Annotated in this window: 10 protein-coding genes; 3 read left to right on the top strand and 7 right to left on the bottom strand. The window is 70.5% G+C overall.

The features are described from left to right. Positions 1-50: 50 nt before the first annotated feature. The 6 genes from ACFWEP_RS19455 to ACFWEP_RS19480 all read right to left on the bottom strand — a co-directional run bounded on the left by ACFWEP_RS19455 (position 51) and on the right by ACFWEP_RS19480 (position 6,849). Complete coding sequence (locus tag ACFWEP_RS19455) at positions 51-767, bottom strand: ABC transporter ATP-binding protein (protein WP_387371533.1); 717 nt, start codon at positions 765-767, stop codon at positions 51-53. After that, on the bottom strand, positions 764-1,711 hold the full coding sequence (locus tag ACFWEP_RS19460) for an ABC transporter ATP-binding protein (protein ID WP_387371534.1): 948 nt from the start codon (positions 1,709-1,711) through the stop codon (positions 764-766). The genes ACFWEP_RS19455 and ACFWEP_RS19460 overlap by 4 nt, the downstream gene beginning before the upstream one ends. Next, entirely contained in the window at positions 1,708-3,504 is a 1,797-nt protein-coding gene (locus ACFWEP_RS19465) for a branched-chain amino acid ABC transporter permease (protein ID WP_387371535.1), read from the bottom strand. The genes ACFWEP_RS19460 and ACFWEP_RS19465 overlap by 4 nt, the downstream gene beginning before the upstream one ends. A 5-nt stretch (positions 3,505-3,509) precedes the next feature. Further along, positions 3,510-4,439, bottom strand: a complete 930-nt coding sequence (locus tag ACFWEP_RS19470; RefSeq protein WP_387371536.1) for a branched-chain amino acid ABC transporter permease — start codon at positions 4,437-4,439, stop codon at positions 3,510-3,512. A gap of 109 nt (positions 4,440-4,548) precedes the next feature. Beyond that, positions 4,549-5,775, bottom strand: a complete 1,227-nt coding sequence (locus tag ACFWEP_RS19475) for a branched-chain amino acid ABC transporter substrate-binding protein (RefSeq protein ID WP_387371542.1) — start codon at positions 5,773-5,775, stop codon at positions 4,549-4,551. Between the two features lie 609 nt (positions 5,776-6,384). After that, complete coding sequence (locus tag ACFWEP_RS19480) at positions 6,385-6,849, bottom strand: PaaI family thioesterase (RefSeq protein WP_387371537.1); 465 nt, start codon at positions 6,847-6,849, stop codon at positions 6,385-6,387. 216 nt (positions 6,850-7,065) lie between these two features. On the opposite strand from ACFWEP_RS19480, the gene mptB reads away from it, so the two are divergent. Then, positions 7,066-8,559, top strand: a complete 1,494-nt coding sequence (gene mptB, locus ACFWEP_RS19485) for a polyprenol phosphomannose-dependent alpha 1,6 mannosyltransferase MptB (RefSeq protein WP_387371538.1) — start codon at positions 7,066-7,068, stop codon at positions 8,557-8,559. A gap of 63 nt (positions 8,560-8,622) precedes the next feature. Here mptB and ACFWEP_RS19490 read toward each other — a convergent pair whose 3' ends face one another. Beyond that, positions 8,623-10,896: an FdhF/YdeP family oxidoreductase gene (locus tag ACFWEP_RS19490; RefSeq protein WP_387371539.1), complete on the bottom strand. Its 2,274-nt coding sequence runs from the start codon at positions 10,894-10,896 to the stop codon at positions 8,623-8,625. Between the two features lie 134 nt (positions 10,897-11,030). Between ACFWEP_RS19490 and polA the strand changes: the two genes are divergently transcribed. Then, positions 11,031-13,742 carry a DNA polymerase I gene (polA, locus tag ACFWEP_RS19495; RefSeq protein ID WP_387371540.1) on the top strand — a complete coding sequence of 904 codons (2,712 nt, stop codon included), beginning with the start codon at positions 11,031-11,033 and terminating at the stop codon, positions 13,740-13,742. A 758-nt stretch (positions 13,743-14,500) separates the two neighbouring features. Next, positions 14,501-16,210 carry a lytic transglycosylase domain-containing protein gene (locus tag ACFWEP_RS19500; protein WP_387371541.1) on the top strand — a complete coding sequence of 570 codons (1,710 nt, stop codon included), beginning with the start codon at positions 14,501-14,503 and terminating at the stop codon, positions 16,208-16,210. Positions 16,211-16,238: the final 28 nt, after the last annotated feature.

The raw sequence follows: 16,238 nt of genomic DNA on the forward strand, positions 1-16,238 counted from the left end.
CACCCCGATCCCTCGGGGTGCGGGCCCGCCTTGTACGTGCGCGAGGCCCGTCAGTCCTCGCCGAGGTACGCCTTGCGGACGGACTCGTCGTGCAGGAGATCCGCCCCGGTCCCCGAGAGGACGATCTTGCCGATCTCCATGACGTGACCCTGGTCCGCCAGGGAGAGCGCCGCCTGGGCGTTCTGCTCGACCAGGAGGATCGTCGTACCGGAGGACCGGAGCTCGACGATGGTCTGCATGATCTTCTGCATCATGATCGGGGAGAGGCCCATGGAGGGTTCGTCGAGCATGAGCAGCTTGGGCCGCGACATCATGGCCCGTCCCATGGCCAGCATCTGCTGTTCGCCGCCCGAGAGGGTTCCGGCGGACTGCTTGCGACGTTCCCCGAGTATGGGGAAGAGGTCGTAGGCGCGCTGGACGTCCTTCTCGATGCCCGCCCTGTCGCTGCGCAGGTAGGCGCCGAGGAGGAGGTTCTCGGAGATCGTCAGCCGGGGGAAGATGTGGCGTCCCTCGGGGGAGTGGGCGAGGCCCAGGGAGACGATCTGGTGGGCCGGGACGCCGGTGAGGGGTTTCCCGTCGAAGACGATGCGCCCGCCTGCCGGCTTGAGGAGCCCGGAGAGGGTGCGCAGGGTCGTCGTCTTCCCGGCGCCGTTGGTGCCGATGAGGGTGACGACCTGACCGGCTTCGACGCTGAAGGAGATGCCCTTGACGGCCTCGATCTTGCCGTAGGCGACGCGGAGGTCCTCGACTTCCAGGAGCGCGGTCATGAGGTTTCCTCCTCGGCGGTGGTGCCGGTGGTGCTCTCGCCGGCCGTGGTGCTCTCCACGGTGTGATGGCCGGCCTGGGTCTCGGCGGCCTCGACCTCGGCCACCTCGTCGGCGCCGGGGGCCCCTTCGAATGGGGTGCCGAGGTAGGCGGCGATGACGCGTTCGTCGCTCTGGACGGTGCTGGGGGTGCCTTCGACGAGCTTCTCGCCCTGGACGAGGCAGGCGACGCGGTCGCAGAGGTTGAAGATGAAGCGCATGTCGTGCTCGATGACGAGTACGGCGATGCCCTGGTCGCGGATGGCGAAGATGAGCTCTTCGGTGACGCGGGTTTCCTGCGGGTTCATGCCGGCGGTGGGCTCGTCGAGGAGGAGGAGTCCGGGGTCGCTGGCGAGGGCGCGCGCGATCTCCAGCTTGCGCTGTTCGCCGTAGGGGAGGTTGCGCGCGAGATGGTCCGCCTTGTGGGCGAGGCCGATGAACTCCAGGAGCTCCATGGAGCGTTCGCGGCTGGCCTTCTCTGCGCGGGTGTGGCTGGGGAGGCGCAGCAGGGCGGACCAGAGTCCGTCGTCGGTGCGGGTGTGGCGGCCGACGAGGACGTTCTCCAGGACGGTCATGTTGGCGAAGAGCCGGATGTTCTGGAAGGTCCGGGCGATGCCTGCCTGGGTGACGAGGTGGGGCTTGGGCGGCAGGACGGTGCCCTTGTAGCTGACCGTGCCTTCGGTGGGGACGTAGAGGCCGGTGAGGCAGTTGAAGAAGGTGGTCTTTCCGGCGCCGTTGGGGCCGATGAGGCCGACGATCTCGCCGCTGTCGACGGTGAGGGAGACGTCGCGTACGGCGGTGAGGCCGCCGAAGCGCATGGTCACGCCGGTGGCGTCGAGTACGGTGCCGCCGGTGGCGGGGGCTCCGGGGTTTTCGGTGGTGTTCGTGGTGGTGGTCACGGTGGTCACGCCCCCGCCTTGGCGATGCCGGCGCCGGTGTCCTCGGGCTGCCGTGGTTCGGGTACGTCGGGCTGGTCGTCCGGGTTCTTCTCGTCGGCTTCGTGGAATTCGAGTTGCTTCCGACGGTCGGCGATGAGGCCTTCGGGGCGGAAGCGCATCAGCAGGATGAGTGCGATGCCGAAGAGGAGGAGCTGGTAGTCCTGCATGAACTGGAGCTTGGCCGGGATGAGGTAGAGGAGTGCGGCGCCGACGAAGGGTCCGCTGAGGGTGCCCATGCCGCCGAGGATGACGGCGGCGAGGAGGAAGGCGGAGTTCGGTGGTACGGCGCCGGCGAACTGGTACTGCTCGGGCGTCACGGTGTAGTTGACGTGGGCCTGGACGGTCCCGGCGAGGCCGGCGAGGGTGGCGCCGAGGGCGAAGGCGAGGAGCTTGAGCCGGAAGGCGTTGATGCCCATGGCGGTGGCGGCGGTCTCGTCCTCGCGGATGGCGACCCAGGCGCGGCCGATGCGGGAGTCGCCGGAGCGGCGGAAGACGAGGACGACGACGGCGGTGACGAGGAGCATCAGCAGGAAGTAGTTGGCGGACCTGCTGAGGCTGAAGGGGCCGATGTCGTGGCTCTCCCCGAAGGCGAATCCGAAGATGTCGAGGTCGGGGATGGAGGGGATGCCCTGGGATCCGTTGGTGAGGTCGGGTCCGCTGTTGCCGTTGAGGTTGTTGACGGTGACGCGGAAGATCTCTCCGAAGCCGAGGGTGACGATGGCGAGGTAGTCGCCGCGCAGCCGCAGGGTGGGGGCGCCGATGAAGACGCCGAAGACCAGGGAGACGCCTGCTCCGGTGAGGGCCGCCGCCCAGAAGGGGAAGTGGATGCCGATCGCGGAGGCGGACGCGCCGGAGACGAGGGCGGAGGTGTAGGCGCCGACGCCGAGGAAGGCGACGTATCCGAGGTCGAGGAGGCCGGCGAGCCCGACGACGACGTTGAGGCCCAGGGCGACGGCCGCGAAGATGAGGATGTTCGTGCCGATGAGCGTGTATTCCCCGGTGGACTGCGTGAAGGGGAAGCAGAAGGCGGCGACGAGGGCTGCGGTGAGGGTGACGTTGCGGTGTTTGACCGTCAGCGCGGTGAGGCGGTTGATGATGCCGGCGCGGTGGAGGGCGGTGAAACCGAAGCCGAAGGTGAGCAGCGAACCGATGAAGAGTTCGGTGTACTCGGTGTCGATGATGAACGAGAAGAGGTAGAGGGCGACGCCGAAGGAGGTGGCGATGATGAGGATTTCGGCCCAGGAGGGGAGTTCGCGGGCGCGACCCGGAGCGGGGGCGGTCAGGCTGTTGCCGAGGACGGCGAGTCCGCTGGGGTTCTCGTCGGCGAGCGCCTGGTCGGCGGGGAGGCCGAAGGCGGCGAGCGTGGCGACGAGCGCACCGGCGAGGCTGACCCAGGCTCCGGGTTCGAGGTTGACGACGCCGCCGAGGTCGACGGTGATGGCGCCGACGGCGTAGCCGGTGGTGGCGAGGACGGCGAGTGCGGCGTAGCGCACGGAGGTGTTGGTGCCGCCGGGGGTGAGCCAGCCGAGTCCTCGGACGCCGTATCCGGAGAGGATGAGGAGCAGGGTGACGAGGGAGCCGGCGAGGGTGAGGACCTGGAGGCCGCCGGGGTAGCCGGTGACGGTGAGGTCGCCGGGGAACTCGTCGGTCCAGGTCCAGGCGAGGAAGGTGCCCGCGAGGGCGACGGCCGTGCCGGCTGTGGTGAGGGCGCGGGCGGTCGCGGGGGGCAGGTCGAGAGGGGCGCGGGTGGTGTGTGTGGTCATCGCTGTCACGCCCGATCCGCGACGCGTTCGCCGAGCAGCCCTTGTGGCCGCAGTAGGAGGACGACGATGAGGAGCACGAAGGCCCACACGTCCTTCCAGGCGCCGCCGCCGAAGAGTTCCATGCCGGGGACGTCGCTCATGTAGCCGGTGGCGAGTGCTTCGGCGAGGCCGAGGACGACGCCGCCGAGCATGGCGCCGTAGATGTTGCCGATGCCGCCGAGTACGGCGGCGGTGAAGGCCTTGAGGCCCATGATGAAGCCCATTTTGAAGCCGATCTGGCCGTTCTTGAGCCCGTAGGCGACGGCGGCGACGGCGGCGAACGCGGCACCGATGGCGAAGGCCATGACGATGATGCGGTCGGTGTTGATGCCCATGAGCTTGGCGGTGTCGGGGTCCTGCGAGGTGGCCTGCATGCCGCGGCCGGCGCGGGTCTTGGAGACGAAGAGGCCGAGGGCGAGCATGCAGACGGGTGCGGCGACGAGGACGAAGAGGTCGCCGCGCTGGACGTGGGCGCCGAGGAGGTCGAAGGCGCTTCCCTTGAACTGGGGGAAGGAGCGGTCGGCCTTGGCGTCCGGGTACCACATCCAGACGGCCTGCTGGAGGGCGAGGGAGAGGCCGATCGCGGTGATGAGGGGGGCGAGGCGGGGTGCGTTGCGCAGGGGCCGGTAGGCGAAGCGTTCGGCGGCGACGCTGACGGCGACGGAGCAGATCACGCCGCCGATGATCATGAGGGGGACGATGGCGAGGAGGTTCCAACCGGAGGGCATCCAGAGGTACACGGTGAGTGCTCCGAAGCCTCCGATCATGAAGATTTCGCCGTGTGCGAAGTTGATGAGCTGGATGATTCCGTAGACCATCGTGTAGCCGATCGCGATGAGTCCGTACATCGCGCCGAGGATGAGTCCGTTGGCCAGCTGTTGCGGCAGTTCGTGCACCGCAGGGCCTCCGTTGGAGTGGTTCGGATATGGCACCGCGCGGGAGCGCTGGTGGCGCTCCCGCGCGGTCGGGTTGCCTGGTGGCGACCGGAGTGGGGCGTGGCCGTGCTTACTTGGTGACGGCCTCGCTGAGCTTGGAGACCCACTTGCCGCCGTCGACCTGGTAGGCGGTCATCATGGTGTTGGTGGTGTCGCCGAACTGGTCGAAGGCGACCGGGCCGGTCACGCCCTCGAACTGGACCTTGGCCATGGCGGCGAGGACCTTCTCGCGGCTGTCGTCGGGGAGCTTGCCATCGTTCTCGGCTGCGACGATCTTGACGGCCTCGATGATGGACCAGGTGGCGTCGTAGGTGCCGCCGCCGTACGCCTCGTAGGCGTCCTTGTAGCCGGCCGTCTGGTAGTCCGCGATGAACTTCTTGGCGGATTCGAGCTCTTCGACGGGCTTGCCGACCGAGGTGGCGATGTCGCCCTGGGCCTTCTTGTTGAGGCTGATGAAGTCGGCGCTGTACATGCCGTCGCCGCCCATGAGCGGGATGTTGACGCTGTCCTTGAGCTGCTGGCTCAGGGGCGCGCCGGCGGGGTACTCGCCGCCGTAGTAGACGGCCTTGGCGCCGGAGCTCTTCACCTTGGTGACGACGGAGTTGAAGTCGCGGTCGTCGGGGTTGACGTGGTCGCTGCCGACGATCTTTCCACCGAGGCCGGTGAAGGTCGTCTTGAAGGAGGCGGCGAGGCCGGCGCCGTAGGTCTTCTGGTCGTCGATGAGGTAGACGTCCTTGATGCCCGCGTTCTTGTACAGGTAGTTCGCGGCGAAGGCGCCCTGGATGGCGTCGGTGGTGGCGGTGCGGAAGTACGTCTTGAACGGGCGCTTCTTGGCCGCGTCGCCGTCCTTCCAGTTGTCGCCCTGGGTCAGCTCGGTGCCGGTGTTGGCGGGCGAGATCTGGGTGAGGCTGGCGTCTTCGAAGGGCTTCTGCATCGACTGGGCGACGCTGGAGTTCAGCGGGCCGACGACGCCGACGAGGTCCTTGTTGCCGATGAACTTCTGGGCGTTCTGGCCGCCGACGGAGGGCTGGGCCTGGTCGTCGAGGGGCTGCAGCTCGAACGTGATGCCCGGGACCGTCTTCTCCTTGTTCGCCGTCTTGACGGCGAGGTCGGCGGAGTTCTTGATGCCGAGGCCGAGGGCGGAGAGGTCACCGGTCAGGGGGGCGTCGAGGCCGATGACGACGGTCTGGTTCTTCCCGCTGCCGCTTGCGCCGTCGCTGCCCTTGTCGTCGTCGCGCGACCCGCAGGCGGTGAGGGAGAGTGCTCCGGTGGTGAGCACTGCGGTGAGTATGAGCAATGAACGGTGTCGCACGAAAATTCCTTTCCCTGGCGCGGCCTCCTCCGTTGAGGTGCCTGTCGTTCGCCAAGCCGTACGTACTGGGTACAGGGCGTGCTGTTGCCGCGCCCGGCGGCACGGTGACTGGCGGTGACTCTAGGCGCAGGTGGTGGGATCGTGGACGGGTGTGGGCAAGGATGTGACTGTCTTGTTATGACTTGAGGAAGGCTTGAGGTGGCGAGGGGGCGCGTGCAGGATCGGGCGCGGCGGATTCCTCTCGCATGGTGAGAACGCCCAGCTCTGCTAAGGGGCTTGAGGCGATCTTGGTCCTGACGGACGAGGTTGTTCGGTGGTCGGCGGCGAGCGGGCCGAGGGGCGGAGGGTGAGGTGCGGAGAGGGTGTCGCGCGCATTGCGCGACTGTTACGCAGTGTTACGTCGGGTGGTTCGCTCCTCCGTCGCGTTCGCGGGGTGGCGTGAAGTGGTGCATCTAACCCCGTGCGATACCCGGGGAGTTGGCTGGTTCTCATGGTCAACCGTTGCTACGTGTAGTGCACATGAAGATGCCCGGCCGGGTGGCTCGCGGGCCCGGCCGGGCAGGTGGGGGAGTGGGGCGCGGAGTGCGCGGGGGGTCAGCCCGCGGCAGGCGCCTCGCGCAGCAGGCAGGTGAGACGGGCGGTGCACACGCGCTTGTCGTGGTCGTCGGTGATGACGATCTCGTAGGTGGCGGTGGAGCGTCCGCGGTGCACGGGGGTGGCGACGCCGGTCACCAGCCCGCTGCGGGCTCCGCGGTGATGGGTGCAGTTGAGGTCGACGCCGACCGCGATCTTCCCCGCGCCGCCGTGCAGCATCGAGCCGATGGAGCCGAGGGTCTCGGCGAGCACGGCGGACGCCCCGCCGTGCAGGAGTCCGTAGGGCTGGGTGTTGCCCTCGACCGGCATGGTGCCGACGACGCGGTCCGCGGATGCTTCGGTGATCCGCACGCCCATCCGTTCGCCGAGGTGCCCGGCGGAGAAGAGGGCGGGCAGATCGATGCCGAGAGCGGCGTACTCGTCGATGACGTCCTGCGGGAACACGGGTGCGCTCTGGTCGCCCATGGGTTCGGCTCCGTTCGTCCGGTGATGTCTTCGCTGTGCGCTCCGTTCTTATCAGAGACCACTGAGCGGACGCTTAGGTCCCTGCCCCGTCGTGTCCGGTCGTGTCCGGTCGAGCCCGGTTCCGGGCGGTTCCGGTCCGGGGCCGGTCCGCCGGGCATTCCCGGGCGGCCACTTCGGGGGAGGATGGCGTTCACCCCGGTTCGATAGGTTGGCCCGATGCGGGGACTGGGTGTCGTGGGATGTCGTCGGCTGGGACTGGCCGGCTCGCTGGGGGTCGGTGCGGGCGGCTGGGTCGCCGGAAAACTTCCGGCGCACGACCCGTGGGGCTGGTGGACGGGCCGGGGCCCGGCGGTGACCACGGCCGGAGCCGCCCTCGCCTACACCGGACTCACCGTGCTCGTCGTCGCCTGGTGGGCGTACGGCCGCAACGGCGCCTGCGCACGGCACACGCTGGTGACGCTCGCCTGGTGGGTGGCACCGCTGCTGCTGGCGCCGCCCCTGTACAGCGCGGACGTGTACAGCTACGTCGCCCAGGGCGCGATGGTTCTCGAAGGGCACGACGTGTACAGCCAGGGCCCCTCGGTCCTGGACCCGGCGGGGTTCGCCGGGGACGCGGCGGCGAGCGTGGGCCGGAACTGGACCGACACCCCCGCTCCGTACGGCCCCTTCTTCCTGCTGCTGGCGCGGGGCGCGGTGGCGCTCACCGGCGGCACCCTGGTTCCCGCGGTCGTCCTGCTGCGGCTGGTCGCGGTGGCGGCGCTGGCGCTGATCGTGTGGGCGGTGCGGCGCCTCGCGCGGGAGTACGGGGCCGACGAGAGCGGGGCGTTGTGGCTCGCGGCGCTCAACCCCCTGCTCCTGATCCACGTGGTGGGCGGAGCGCACAACGACGGCCTGATGGCCGGGCTCGCGCTGACCGGCGCGGTGTGCGCGCTGCGGGGGCGCTGGGTGCTCGGCGCGGTCGCGATCGGGCTGGCGACGATGGTCAAGTCCCCTGCCGGACTCGCCCTGCTGTTCGTCGGTGTGATGGTGGGGAGGGCGTCCGCCGGTTCGCCCGCACGACGGATCTCGACCGGACTGTTCGGGCCGGGACTGGTCGCCGCCGCCACGGTGCTCGCGGTCTCCGCGGTGAGTGGCACCGGCTTCGGCTGGCTGCACACGCAGAGCGTCGCGGCGGGCATCCACACCTCGCTCTCCGTCTCCAGCGACCTGGGGGCCGGCCTCGGCGCGCTCGCCCATCTGACGGCCGGGGCGGACCACGACGCGGTGAAGGCGGCCGTCCGGTTCCTCGGACTCGCCGCGGCGGCCGTGCTCGTCGCACGTCTCGGATGGCGTTCGGCCGTCGGCCGCACCGACCCCGTACTGGCTCTGGGGCTGGCGCTGACGGCACTGGTGGTGCTCTCGCCCATGGTGCAGCCGTGGTACCTCCTGTGGGGAGTGCCGTTCGTCGCCGTACGGGCGTGCCGGGGGCCCGCCGGCCGGAGGCTGGCAGTCCTCTCGGCGGCCCTGGTGTACGAGACGCACCCCTCCGGTTCGACTCCCGCGACCGGTTTCGCCGTGATGGGGGCGGTCGCGGTGGTGGGCCTGCTGCTGCTGCGCCGGGAGGCCGCGGCGGAGCGGACCGGGAGCGAGGGCGGCGGGATCGGCGTCCCCGGGCCCCGCCGCGCCGACACGGTGCGCGACGGGGTTCCGACGGGAGCGGCCCCCCTCTGACCCGCCACCGCCGTGCGGGGGAGTCGCCCCGGCCCGGGGCCTGCGGGCCGTACGTCCGGTCGGTCAGCCGGCGTTCTCGAAGCGCACGACGACCGACTTGCTGGCGGGTGTGTTGCTGGTGTCGGCGGTCGAGTCGAGCGGCACCAGGACGTTCGTCTCCGGGTAGTAGGCCGCGGCGCAGCCCCGTGCGGTGGGGTAGTGGACGATCCGGAAGCCGGGGGCGCGGCGTTCGGTGCCGTCCTTCCACTCGCTGACGAGGTCGGTGTAGGCGCCGTCGGCGAGGTCGAGTTCGCGGGCGTCGTCGGGGTTGACGAGGACGACGCGGCGGCCGTCCTTGATGCCGCGGTAGCGGTCGTCGAGGCCGTAGATCGTGGTGTTGTACTGGTCGTGGGAGCGCAGGGTCTGCAACAGAAGCCTGCCTTCCGGGAGTTCGGGGTACTCGACGGGCGCGGCGGTGAAGTTGGCCTTTCCGGTGGCGGTGGGGAAGCGGCGGGCGTCGCGCGGGCCGTGCGGGAGGGTGAACCCGCCGGGGCGGGCGACGCGTGCGTTGAAGTCCTCGAAGCCGGGCACCACGCGGGAGATGCGGTCGCGGATCGTGCCGTAGTCCTTCTCGAAGTCCTCCCACGGGGTCCTCGAACCGGAACCGAGGGCGGCGCGCGCCATGCGGGCGACGATGGCGGGTTCGGAGAGCAGGTGCGGGCTCGCGGGCGTGAGGTTGCCGCGGGAGGCGTGCACCATGCTCATGGAGTCCTCGACGGTGACGAACTGCTTGCCGCCGGCCTGGACGTCCTTGTCGGTGCGGCCCAGCGTCGGCAGGATCAGGGCGCGGCTGCCGGTGACGGCGTGCGAGCGGTTGAGCTTGGTGGACACGTGCACGGTGAGGCGGGCGCGGCGCATCGCGGCTTCGGTGACGTCGGTGTCGGGGGTGGCGGCGACGAAGTTGCCGCCCATCGCGAAGAAGACCTTGGCGTCGCCGTCGCGCAGGGCGCGGATGGCGCGGACCACGTCGTAGCCGTGGTGGCGCGGCGAGGTGATGCCGAACTCGCGGTCGAGGGCGTCGAGGAAGGCGGGCGCGGGGCGCTCGTAGATGCCCATGGTGCGGTCGCCCTGGACGTTGGAGTGGCCGCGCACCGGGCAGACCCCGGCGCCCGGGCGTCCTATGTTGCCGCGCAGCAGAAGGAAGTTGACCACTTCACGGATGGTGGGAACCGAGTGCTTGTGCTGGGTGAGACCCATCGCCCAGCAGACGATGGTGCGTTCCGAGGCGAGGACCAGGCCGAGGGCCTTCTCGATGTCGGCGCGCTCCAGTCCGGTGGCGGTGAGGGTCTCGTCCCAGTCGGCATCCCGGGCGGCCCGGGTGAACTCCTCGTACCCGTGGGTGTGTTCGTCGACGAAGGCGGTGTCGACGGCGCCGTCGGTCTCCAGGATCAGCTTGTTGAGGAGGCGGAAGAGGGCTTGGTCGCCGCCGAGGCGTATCTGGAGGAAGAGGTCGGTGAGGGCGGTGCCCTTGATCATGCCCTGCGGGGTCTGGGGGTTCTTGAACCGCTCCAGGCCAGCCTCGGGCAGCGGGTTCACCGAGATGATCTTCGCCCCGGCGTGCTTGGCCTTCTCCAGGGCGGAGAGCATGCGCGGGTGGTTGGTGCCAGGGTTCTGCCCGGCGACGATGATCAGATCGGCCTGGTGGAGGTCCTCCAGCGAGACGCTGCCCTTGCCTATGCCGATGGTCTCCACGAGTGCCGAGCCGGACGACTCGTGGCACATGTTCGAACAGTCGGGGAGGTTGTTGGTGCCGAACTCGCGGGCGAAGAGCTGGAGGAGGAACGCGGCCTCGTTGCTGGTGCGGCCCGAGGTGTAGAAGAGGGCCTCGTCGGGGGAGGCGAGCGCACGGAGTTCGTCGGCAATGATTGCGAAGGCGTCGTCCCAGGAAATCGGCTCGTAGGTGTCCGCGCCCTCGGGGAGGTGCATCGGCTGCGTGATGCGGCCCTGCTGGCCGAGCCAGTACCCGCTGCGGCCGGCGAGGTCCGCGACCGGGTGCGCGGCGAAGAACTCCGGGGTGACCCGGCGCAGCGTCGCCTCTTCGGCGACGGCCTTGGCGCCGTTCTCGCAGAACTCCGCGGTGTGGCGTTTGTCGCCTTCCGGCCAGGCGCAGCCGGGGCAGTCGAAGCCGTTCTTCTGGTTGACCCTGAGGAGGGTCCGTGCGGTGCGGCCCACCCCCATCTGCTGCTGGGCCATGAGCAGCGAATGGGCGACCGCGGGCAGCCCGGCGGCGGCGTGCCGGGCTTCCTGGACCTGCGGGGCGTCCTGGACCGGGTCTCCGGTCGGGGGCTTCGTGGCCATGGTGTTCCCCTTCGAGCGCGTGGGTCTCTCCCGTTCGATCCTGTCATGGCGGTCGGGGAGCGCACCCGGAAGGAAGGGGCGACGGAAGCCGCGAGCGGTCCGTGATGTCGGCGGGCCGTGGCAGGATCGTGTATGTGGCTGAGACAGCATCGAAGAAGACGGCAGACAACCGACCGCGCCTGCTCCTCATGGACGGGCACTCCCTGGCGTACCGGGCGTTCTTCGCCCTGCCCGCGGAGAATTTCACGACCGGGACGGGGCAGCCGACGAACGCCGTGTACGGCTTCGCCTCGATGCTGGCGAACACGCTGCGCGACGAGGCGCCCACCCACTTCGCTGTGGCGTTCGACGTGTCCCGCAAGACCTGGCGCTCCCAGGAGTTCCCCGAGTACAAGGCGAACCGCTCCAAGACCCCCGACGAGTTCAAGGGGCAGGTCGAGCTGATCGGCGAGCTGCTGGACGCGATGCACGCGGACCGGTTCGCCGTCGACGGCTTCGAGGCCGACGACGTGATCGCCACGCTCGCCACCCAGGCGGAGGCCGCCGGGTTCGAGGTGCTGATCGTCACGGGCGACCGCGACTCCTTCCAGCTCATCACCGAGAACGTCACGGTCCTCTATCCCACCAAGGGCGTCTCCGAGCTGACCCGCTTCACCCCGGAGAAGGTCGAGGAGAAGTACGGCCTCACCCCGGCCCAGTACCCGGACTTCGCGGCGCTGCGCGGCGACCCGTCGGACAACCTTCCCGGCATCCCCAAGGTGGGCGAGAAGACCGCCGCGAAGTGGATCAACGAGTTCGGCTCCTTCGACGAGCTGGTGGCGCGCGCCGACGAGGTGAAGGGCGTCGCGGGACAGAACTTCCGCGACCACCTGGACTCGGTGCGGATGAACCGCCGGCTGACCGAGATGGTGCGCGACGTGGAGCTCCCCAAGGGCCCCGCCGAGCTGGAGCGCGCCCCGTACGACCGCACCGCCGTCACCGGGGTGCTGGACGTCCTGGAGATCCGCAACCCGAGCCTGCGGGAGCGACTGCTCGCCGTCGACCCGGGCGCGGCCGAGGAAGAAGCACCAGCCCCGGCCGCCGGGGTGGAGCTCGACGGCACGGTGCTGGGCACCGGACAGGTCGCCGGCTGGCTGGCCGAGCACGGCGCCCAGCCGCTGGGCGTGGCCACCGTGGACACCTGGGCGCTCGGCACCGGCACCGTCACCGAGATCGCCCTCGCGGCGGTCGGCGGGGCCGCGGCCTGGCTGGACCCGACGGAGCTCGACGCCTCGGACGAGCAGGCGTTCACCGCCTGGCTCGCCGACCCGGAGCGGCCGAAGGTCCTGCACAACGCCAAGGGCGCCATGCGGGTCTTCCCCGAGCTGGGCTGGCACATCGAGGGCGTCACCATGGACACCGCGCTCGCCGCGTACCTGGTGAAGCCGGGACGCCGGTCGTTCGCGCTGGACGCGCTGGCGGTGGAGTACCTCGGCCGCGAGCTGGCGCCGGCCGCAGCCGCGGACGGGCAGCTCGCGTTCGGCGCGGACGATCGCGCCGAGGCGGACGCCCTGATGACGCAGGCCCGCGCGGTCCTCGACCTCGGTGCCGCGTTCTCCACGCGGCTCAGGGAAGTCGGCGCGCTCGACCTGCTGCACGACATGGAGCTGCCCACCTCGATCCTGCTTGCCCGGCTGGAGCGGCACGGCATCGCCGCCGACCGCGCCCATCTGGAGGCGATGGAGCAGCAGTTCGCCGGCGCCGTGCAGCAGGCCATAAAGGAAGCGCACGCGGCGGTGGGCCGGGAGTTCAACCTCGGCTCGCCCAAGCAGCTCCAGGAAGTTCTCTTCGGCGAGCTCGGCCTGCCCAAGACCAAGAAGACGAAGACCGGCTACACCACCGATGCCGACGCCCTGGCCTGGCTCGCCGCGCAGACCGAGCACGAACTGCCGGTGATCATGCTGCGCCACCGCGAGCAGGCGAAGCTGCGGGTCACCGTCGAGGGCCTGATCAAGACGATCGCGGCCGACGGACGCATCCACACCACCTTCAACCAGACGGTCGCGGCGACCGGACGCCTCTCCTCCACCGACCCCAACCTCCAGAACATCCCGGTCCGTACGGACGAGGGGCGCGCGATCCGCAAGGGCTTCGTCGTCGGCGAGGGCTTCGAGACGCTGATGACGGCGGACTACAGCCAGATCGAACTCCGGGTGATGGCCCACCTCTCCGAGGACGCCGGCCTGATCGAGGCGTTCACCTCGGGCGAGGACCTGCACACCACCGTCGCCTCCCAGGTGTTCGGCGTGGACAAGTCGGCCGTCGACCCGGAGATGCGGCGCAAGATCAAGGCCATGTCCTACGGACTCGCCTACGGCCTCTCCGCGTTCGGGCTCTCCCAGCAGCTCAACATCGAGGCGGGCGAGGCGCGCGGCCTGATGGACACGTACTTCGAGCGCTTCGGCGGGGTGCGCGACTACCTCCACCGGGTCGTGGAGGAAGCCAGGTCCACCGGATACACCGAGACGGTCTTCGGCCGCCGCCGGTACCTCCCCGACCTCAACAGCGACAACCGCCAGCGGCGCGAGACGGCGGAGCGGATGGCCCTCAACGCCCCGATCCAGGGCACCGCCGCGGACATCGTGAAGGTCGCGATGCTCCACGTGGACCGGGCGCTGACCCTGGCGAAGCTGAAGTCCCGGATGCTGCTCCAGGTCCACGACGAAATCGTCCTGGAGATCGCCCCGGGCGAAAGTGCCGAGGTGGAGGGGATCCTGCGCCACGAGATGGCGTCGGCCGTGTCGCTGCGGGCCCCGCTGGACGTGTCGGTCGGCGTGGGCGCCGACTGGGAGTCCGCGGCGCACTGACCGCTGTCGACCGGGAGTCCGCGGCGCACCGCAGTCGCCGACGCCCTGTACGGCGCTGACGAGGCCGGGCACGACGTGCCCGGCCTCCGGCATGTCCCGGGCGGGCGGGGCGGGTGAACGGGCGCGGGCTCGGGCATGTCCTGGGCGGGCGGGGCGGGTGAACGGGCGCGGGCTCGGGGAGTCCGGGTTGCGGGTTCCGGGCTCGCTCCGGGAGACCTGGCGTCAGGAGTCCCGGCCGTCGGCCCCCTCCCGGTGCCCTTCACGGCCCGTGCGTTCTCTGCGGCCCTTGCGATCCGTGCGATCCGTGCGGCCCGTGTGGCGGCCTGTGCGATCCGTGCGTGGTTTCCCGTACTGCTCCCCGGGGCCTCGGGGAGCCCGTCTCCCCGTAGCCGTACCCACGCTCCGCACACCACCAACGAGGTGGCGGGACCAGCGAGGCGGCGAGCCGGAACCGGGCTCGGAACCGGGCCCGGTGCAGACGTCGGGGACGAAGCGGAACAGGGTGCCGGAGGGCACGGGCCACGTCCCCCGGCCCATGGCGAGCCTGGTAGCGAAGAGCCCCGTCCACGGGAGGCGGGGCCGCCGGGAGCTTGTCCCGCACCGAAGGCGAGAGGCAGGACAACTTGTGTTGAACATCGTGAAAAACCCATAAGAACCGGTCAATCGGCTGTGTTGAAGTATCAGAAGTTGCCGTAGGGTCACGGGAGTCCTCGCGCTGGGGAGCGCGAACAGCCGTCGTCGGGGAGGGACCAGACCATATGGCAGCGCAATTCGGCCGTCGCCTGCGCAGAGGGGCAACCAGTACCGCGGTGGCCGCAGCCGTCGTCGCGGCGCTCTCCGCCTCCCAGGCGCCGGGTGCCCCGCTGGGCCAGGCCGCGTCCCCCGGCGGGACCGACACCTCGACCGCGGCCGAACCCGAACAGGACTCCGCCACCGGCGAGGACGGTTACCACACGGACCTGCCGCCGCTGACCACTCCCGGCACCCCGACCGTCTCGGCCGGTCTGCCCGCCACCAGCGCCGAGTCGGGCATTCCGGCCTCGGTCCTCGGCGCGTACAAGCAGGCCCAGTCGACCATCGCCGGCACCGACCCGGCCTGCCGGCTTCCCTGGCAACTCCTCGCCGCCATCGGCAAGGTGGAGTCGGGACAGGCGCGCGGCGGCAAGGTCGACGCGAGCGGAACCACGCTCACCCCGATCCTCGGCCCCGCCCTCGACGGCAACGGCTTCGCGCTCATCCAGGACACGGACAACGGTGCCTACGACAGCGACGCGGTCCACGACCGCGCGGTCGGGCCGATGCAGTTCATCCCGTCCACCTGGGCCACCTGGGGCCAGGACGCCAACGGTGACGGACGCAAGGACCCCAACAACGTCTACGACGCGGCGCTCGCGGCCGGGCTCTATCTCTGCGCCGGTTCCCGGGACTTGTCCATCGACACCAACATCGACCGCGCGGTGCTGAGCTACAACCACTCCACCGCCTACCTGTCGACCGTGCGTTCCTGGTTCGAGTACTACAACAACGGCGCGCACTCGGTGCCCGACGGAACCGGTGTCCTGCCGACCACCCCCGGCCCGGCGACCGCAACCGCCACCCCCGGCCCGGCTTCGCCTTCGCCGTCCACAACTCCCTCGCCCACCCCGTCCCCGGGCGGGACGCCGGGGACCGCCTCGCCGTCCCCGAGCCCCAGCACACCGCCGGGCGGCAAGCCCGGGAACACCCTGCCCAGCAAGCCGCCCACGACCACCACGCCTCCGTCGCCCTCCCAGGACCTCAAACTCTCCGGCATCGAGAACGCGGGAACCGGCACGCTGACCGCCATGGCGGGCCGGGAGTTCGCCGCAGGCGTCACCGTACGGGCCGTCGACGGCCAGGGCGAAGGCTTCGCCCAGGCTCCCGTCACCTTCACCATCAGCGGTGACACCGACGCCCACTTCGCCGGCGGGGCCACGAGCGCCGACGCCGTCACCGCGGCGGACGGCACAGCCGTCGCCCCGGCCCTGGTGGCGGGCGAGACCACGGGCGACTTCCAGGTCCGTGCGGTCGTCGGCACCACCCAGCAGTTCAGCCTCGTCGTCACGGCGACCGTCACGGCCCGCCGGGCCGACGCGGTCACCCGGACGACCAGCACCGCGCTGACCGCCGCCCAGGGCGACGACTTCGCCGACAGCGTCCAGGTCAAGGCAACCCTCGACGGGGCCGTCGCCTCCGGTGTCGCCGTCACCGCCACGATCCTGACCAGTGCCGGGGAAGCCGTTCCGGACGGCCAGGGCCCCAACTTCACGGGGGCCGGCGGCTCCGCCGTCAGTACGCTCACGGGTCTGACGACCGACGCGGACGGTCTGCTCTCCATCCCGCAGATCCACGCGGGCGGCACGGCGGGCACGTACAAGCTGCGGATCACCACCGAGGGCGGCGCCGTCCTCGACATCGAGCTCACCGTCGAGGCGCCGCCCGCTTCCTGACGCCGAGCCCACCCGCGCGCCCGTACCG

Origin of the sequence: Streptomyces sp. NPDC060198 (genome assembly GCF_042728415.1) — a bacterium.
GTDB lineage: Bacteria > Actinomycetota > Actinomycetes > Streptomycetales > Streptomycetaceae > Streptomyces.

Bases quoted from the DNA above. Each gene is read 5' to 3' on its own strand.
- ACFWEP_RS19455 (WP_387371533.1), bottom strand. From the start codon at position 767: ATGACCGCGCTCCTGGAAGTCGAGGACCTCCGCGTCGCCTACGGCAAG.
- ACFWEP_RS19465 (WP_387371535.1), bottom strand. From the start codon at position 3,504: ATGACCACACACACCACCCGCGCCCCTCTCGACCTGCCCCCCGCGACC.
- ACFWEP_RS19480 (WP_387371537.1), bottom strand. From the start codon at position 6,849: ATGGGCGACCAGAGCGCACCCGTGTTCCCGCAGGACGTCATCGACGAG.
- mptB (WP_387371538.1), top strand. From the start codon at position 7,066: ATGCGGGGACTGGGTGTCGTGGGATGTCGTCGGCTGGGACTGGCCGGC.
- ACFWEP_RS19490 (WP_387371539.1), bottom strand. From the start codon at position 10,896: ATGGCCACGAAGCCCCCGACCGGAGACCCGGTCCAGGACGCCCCGCAG.
- ACFWEP_RS19500 (WP_387371541.1), top strand. From the start codon at position 14,501: ATGGCAGCGCAATTCGGCCGTCGCCTGCGCAGAGGGGCAACCAGTACC.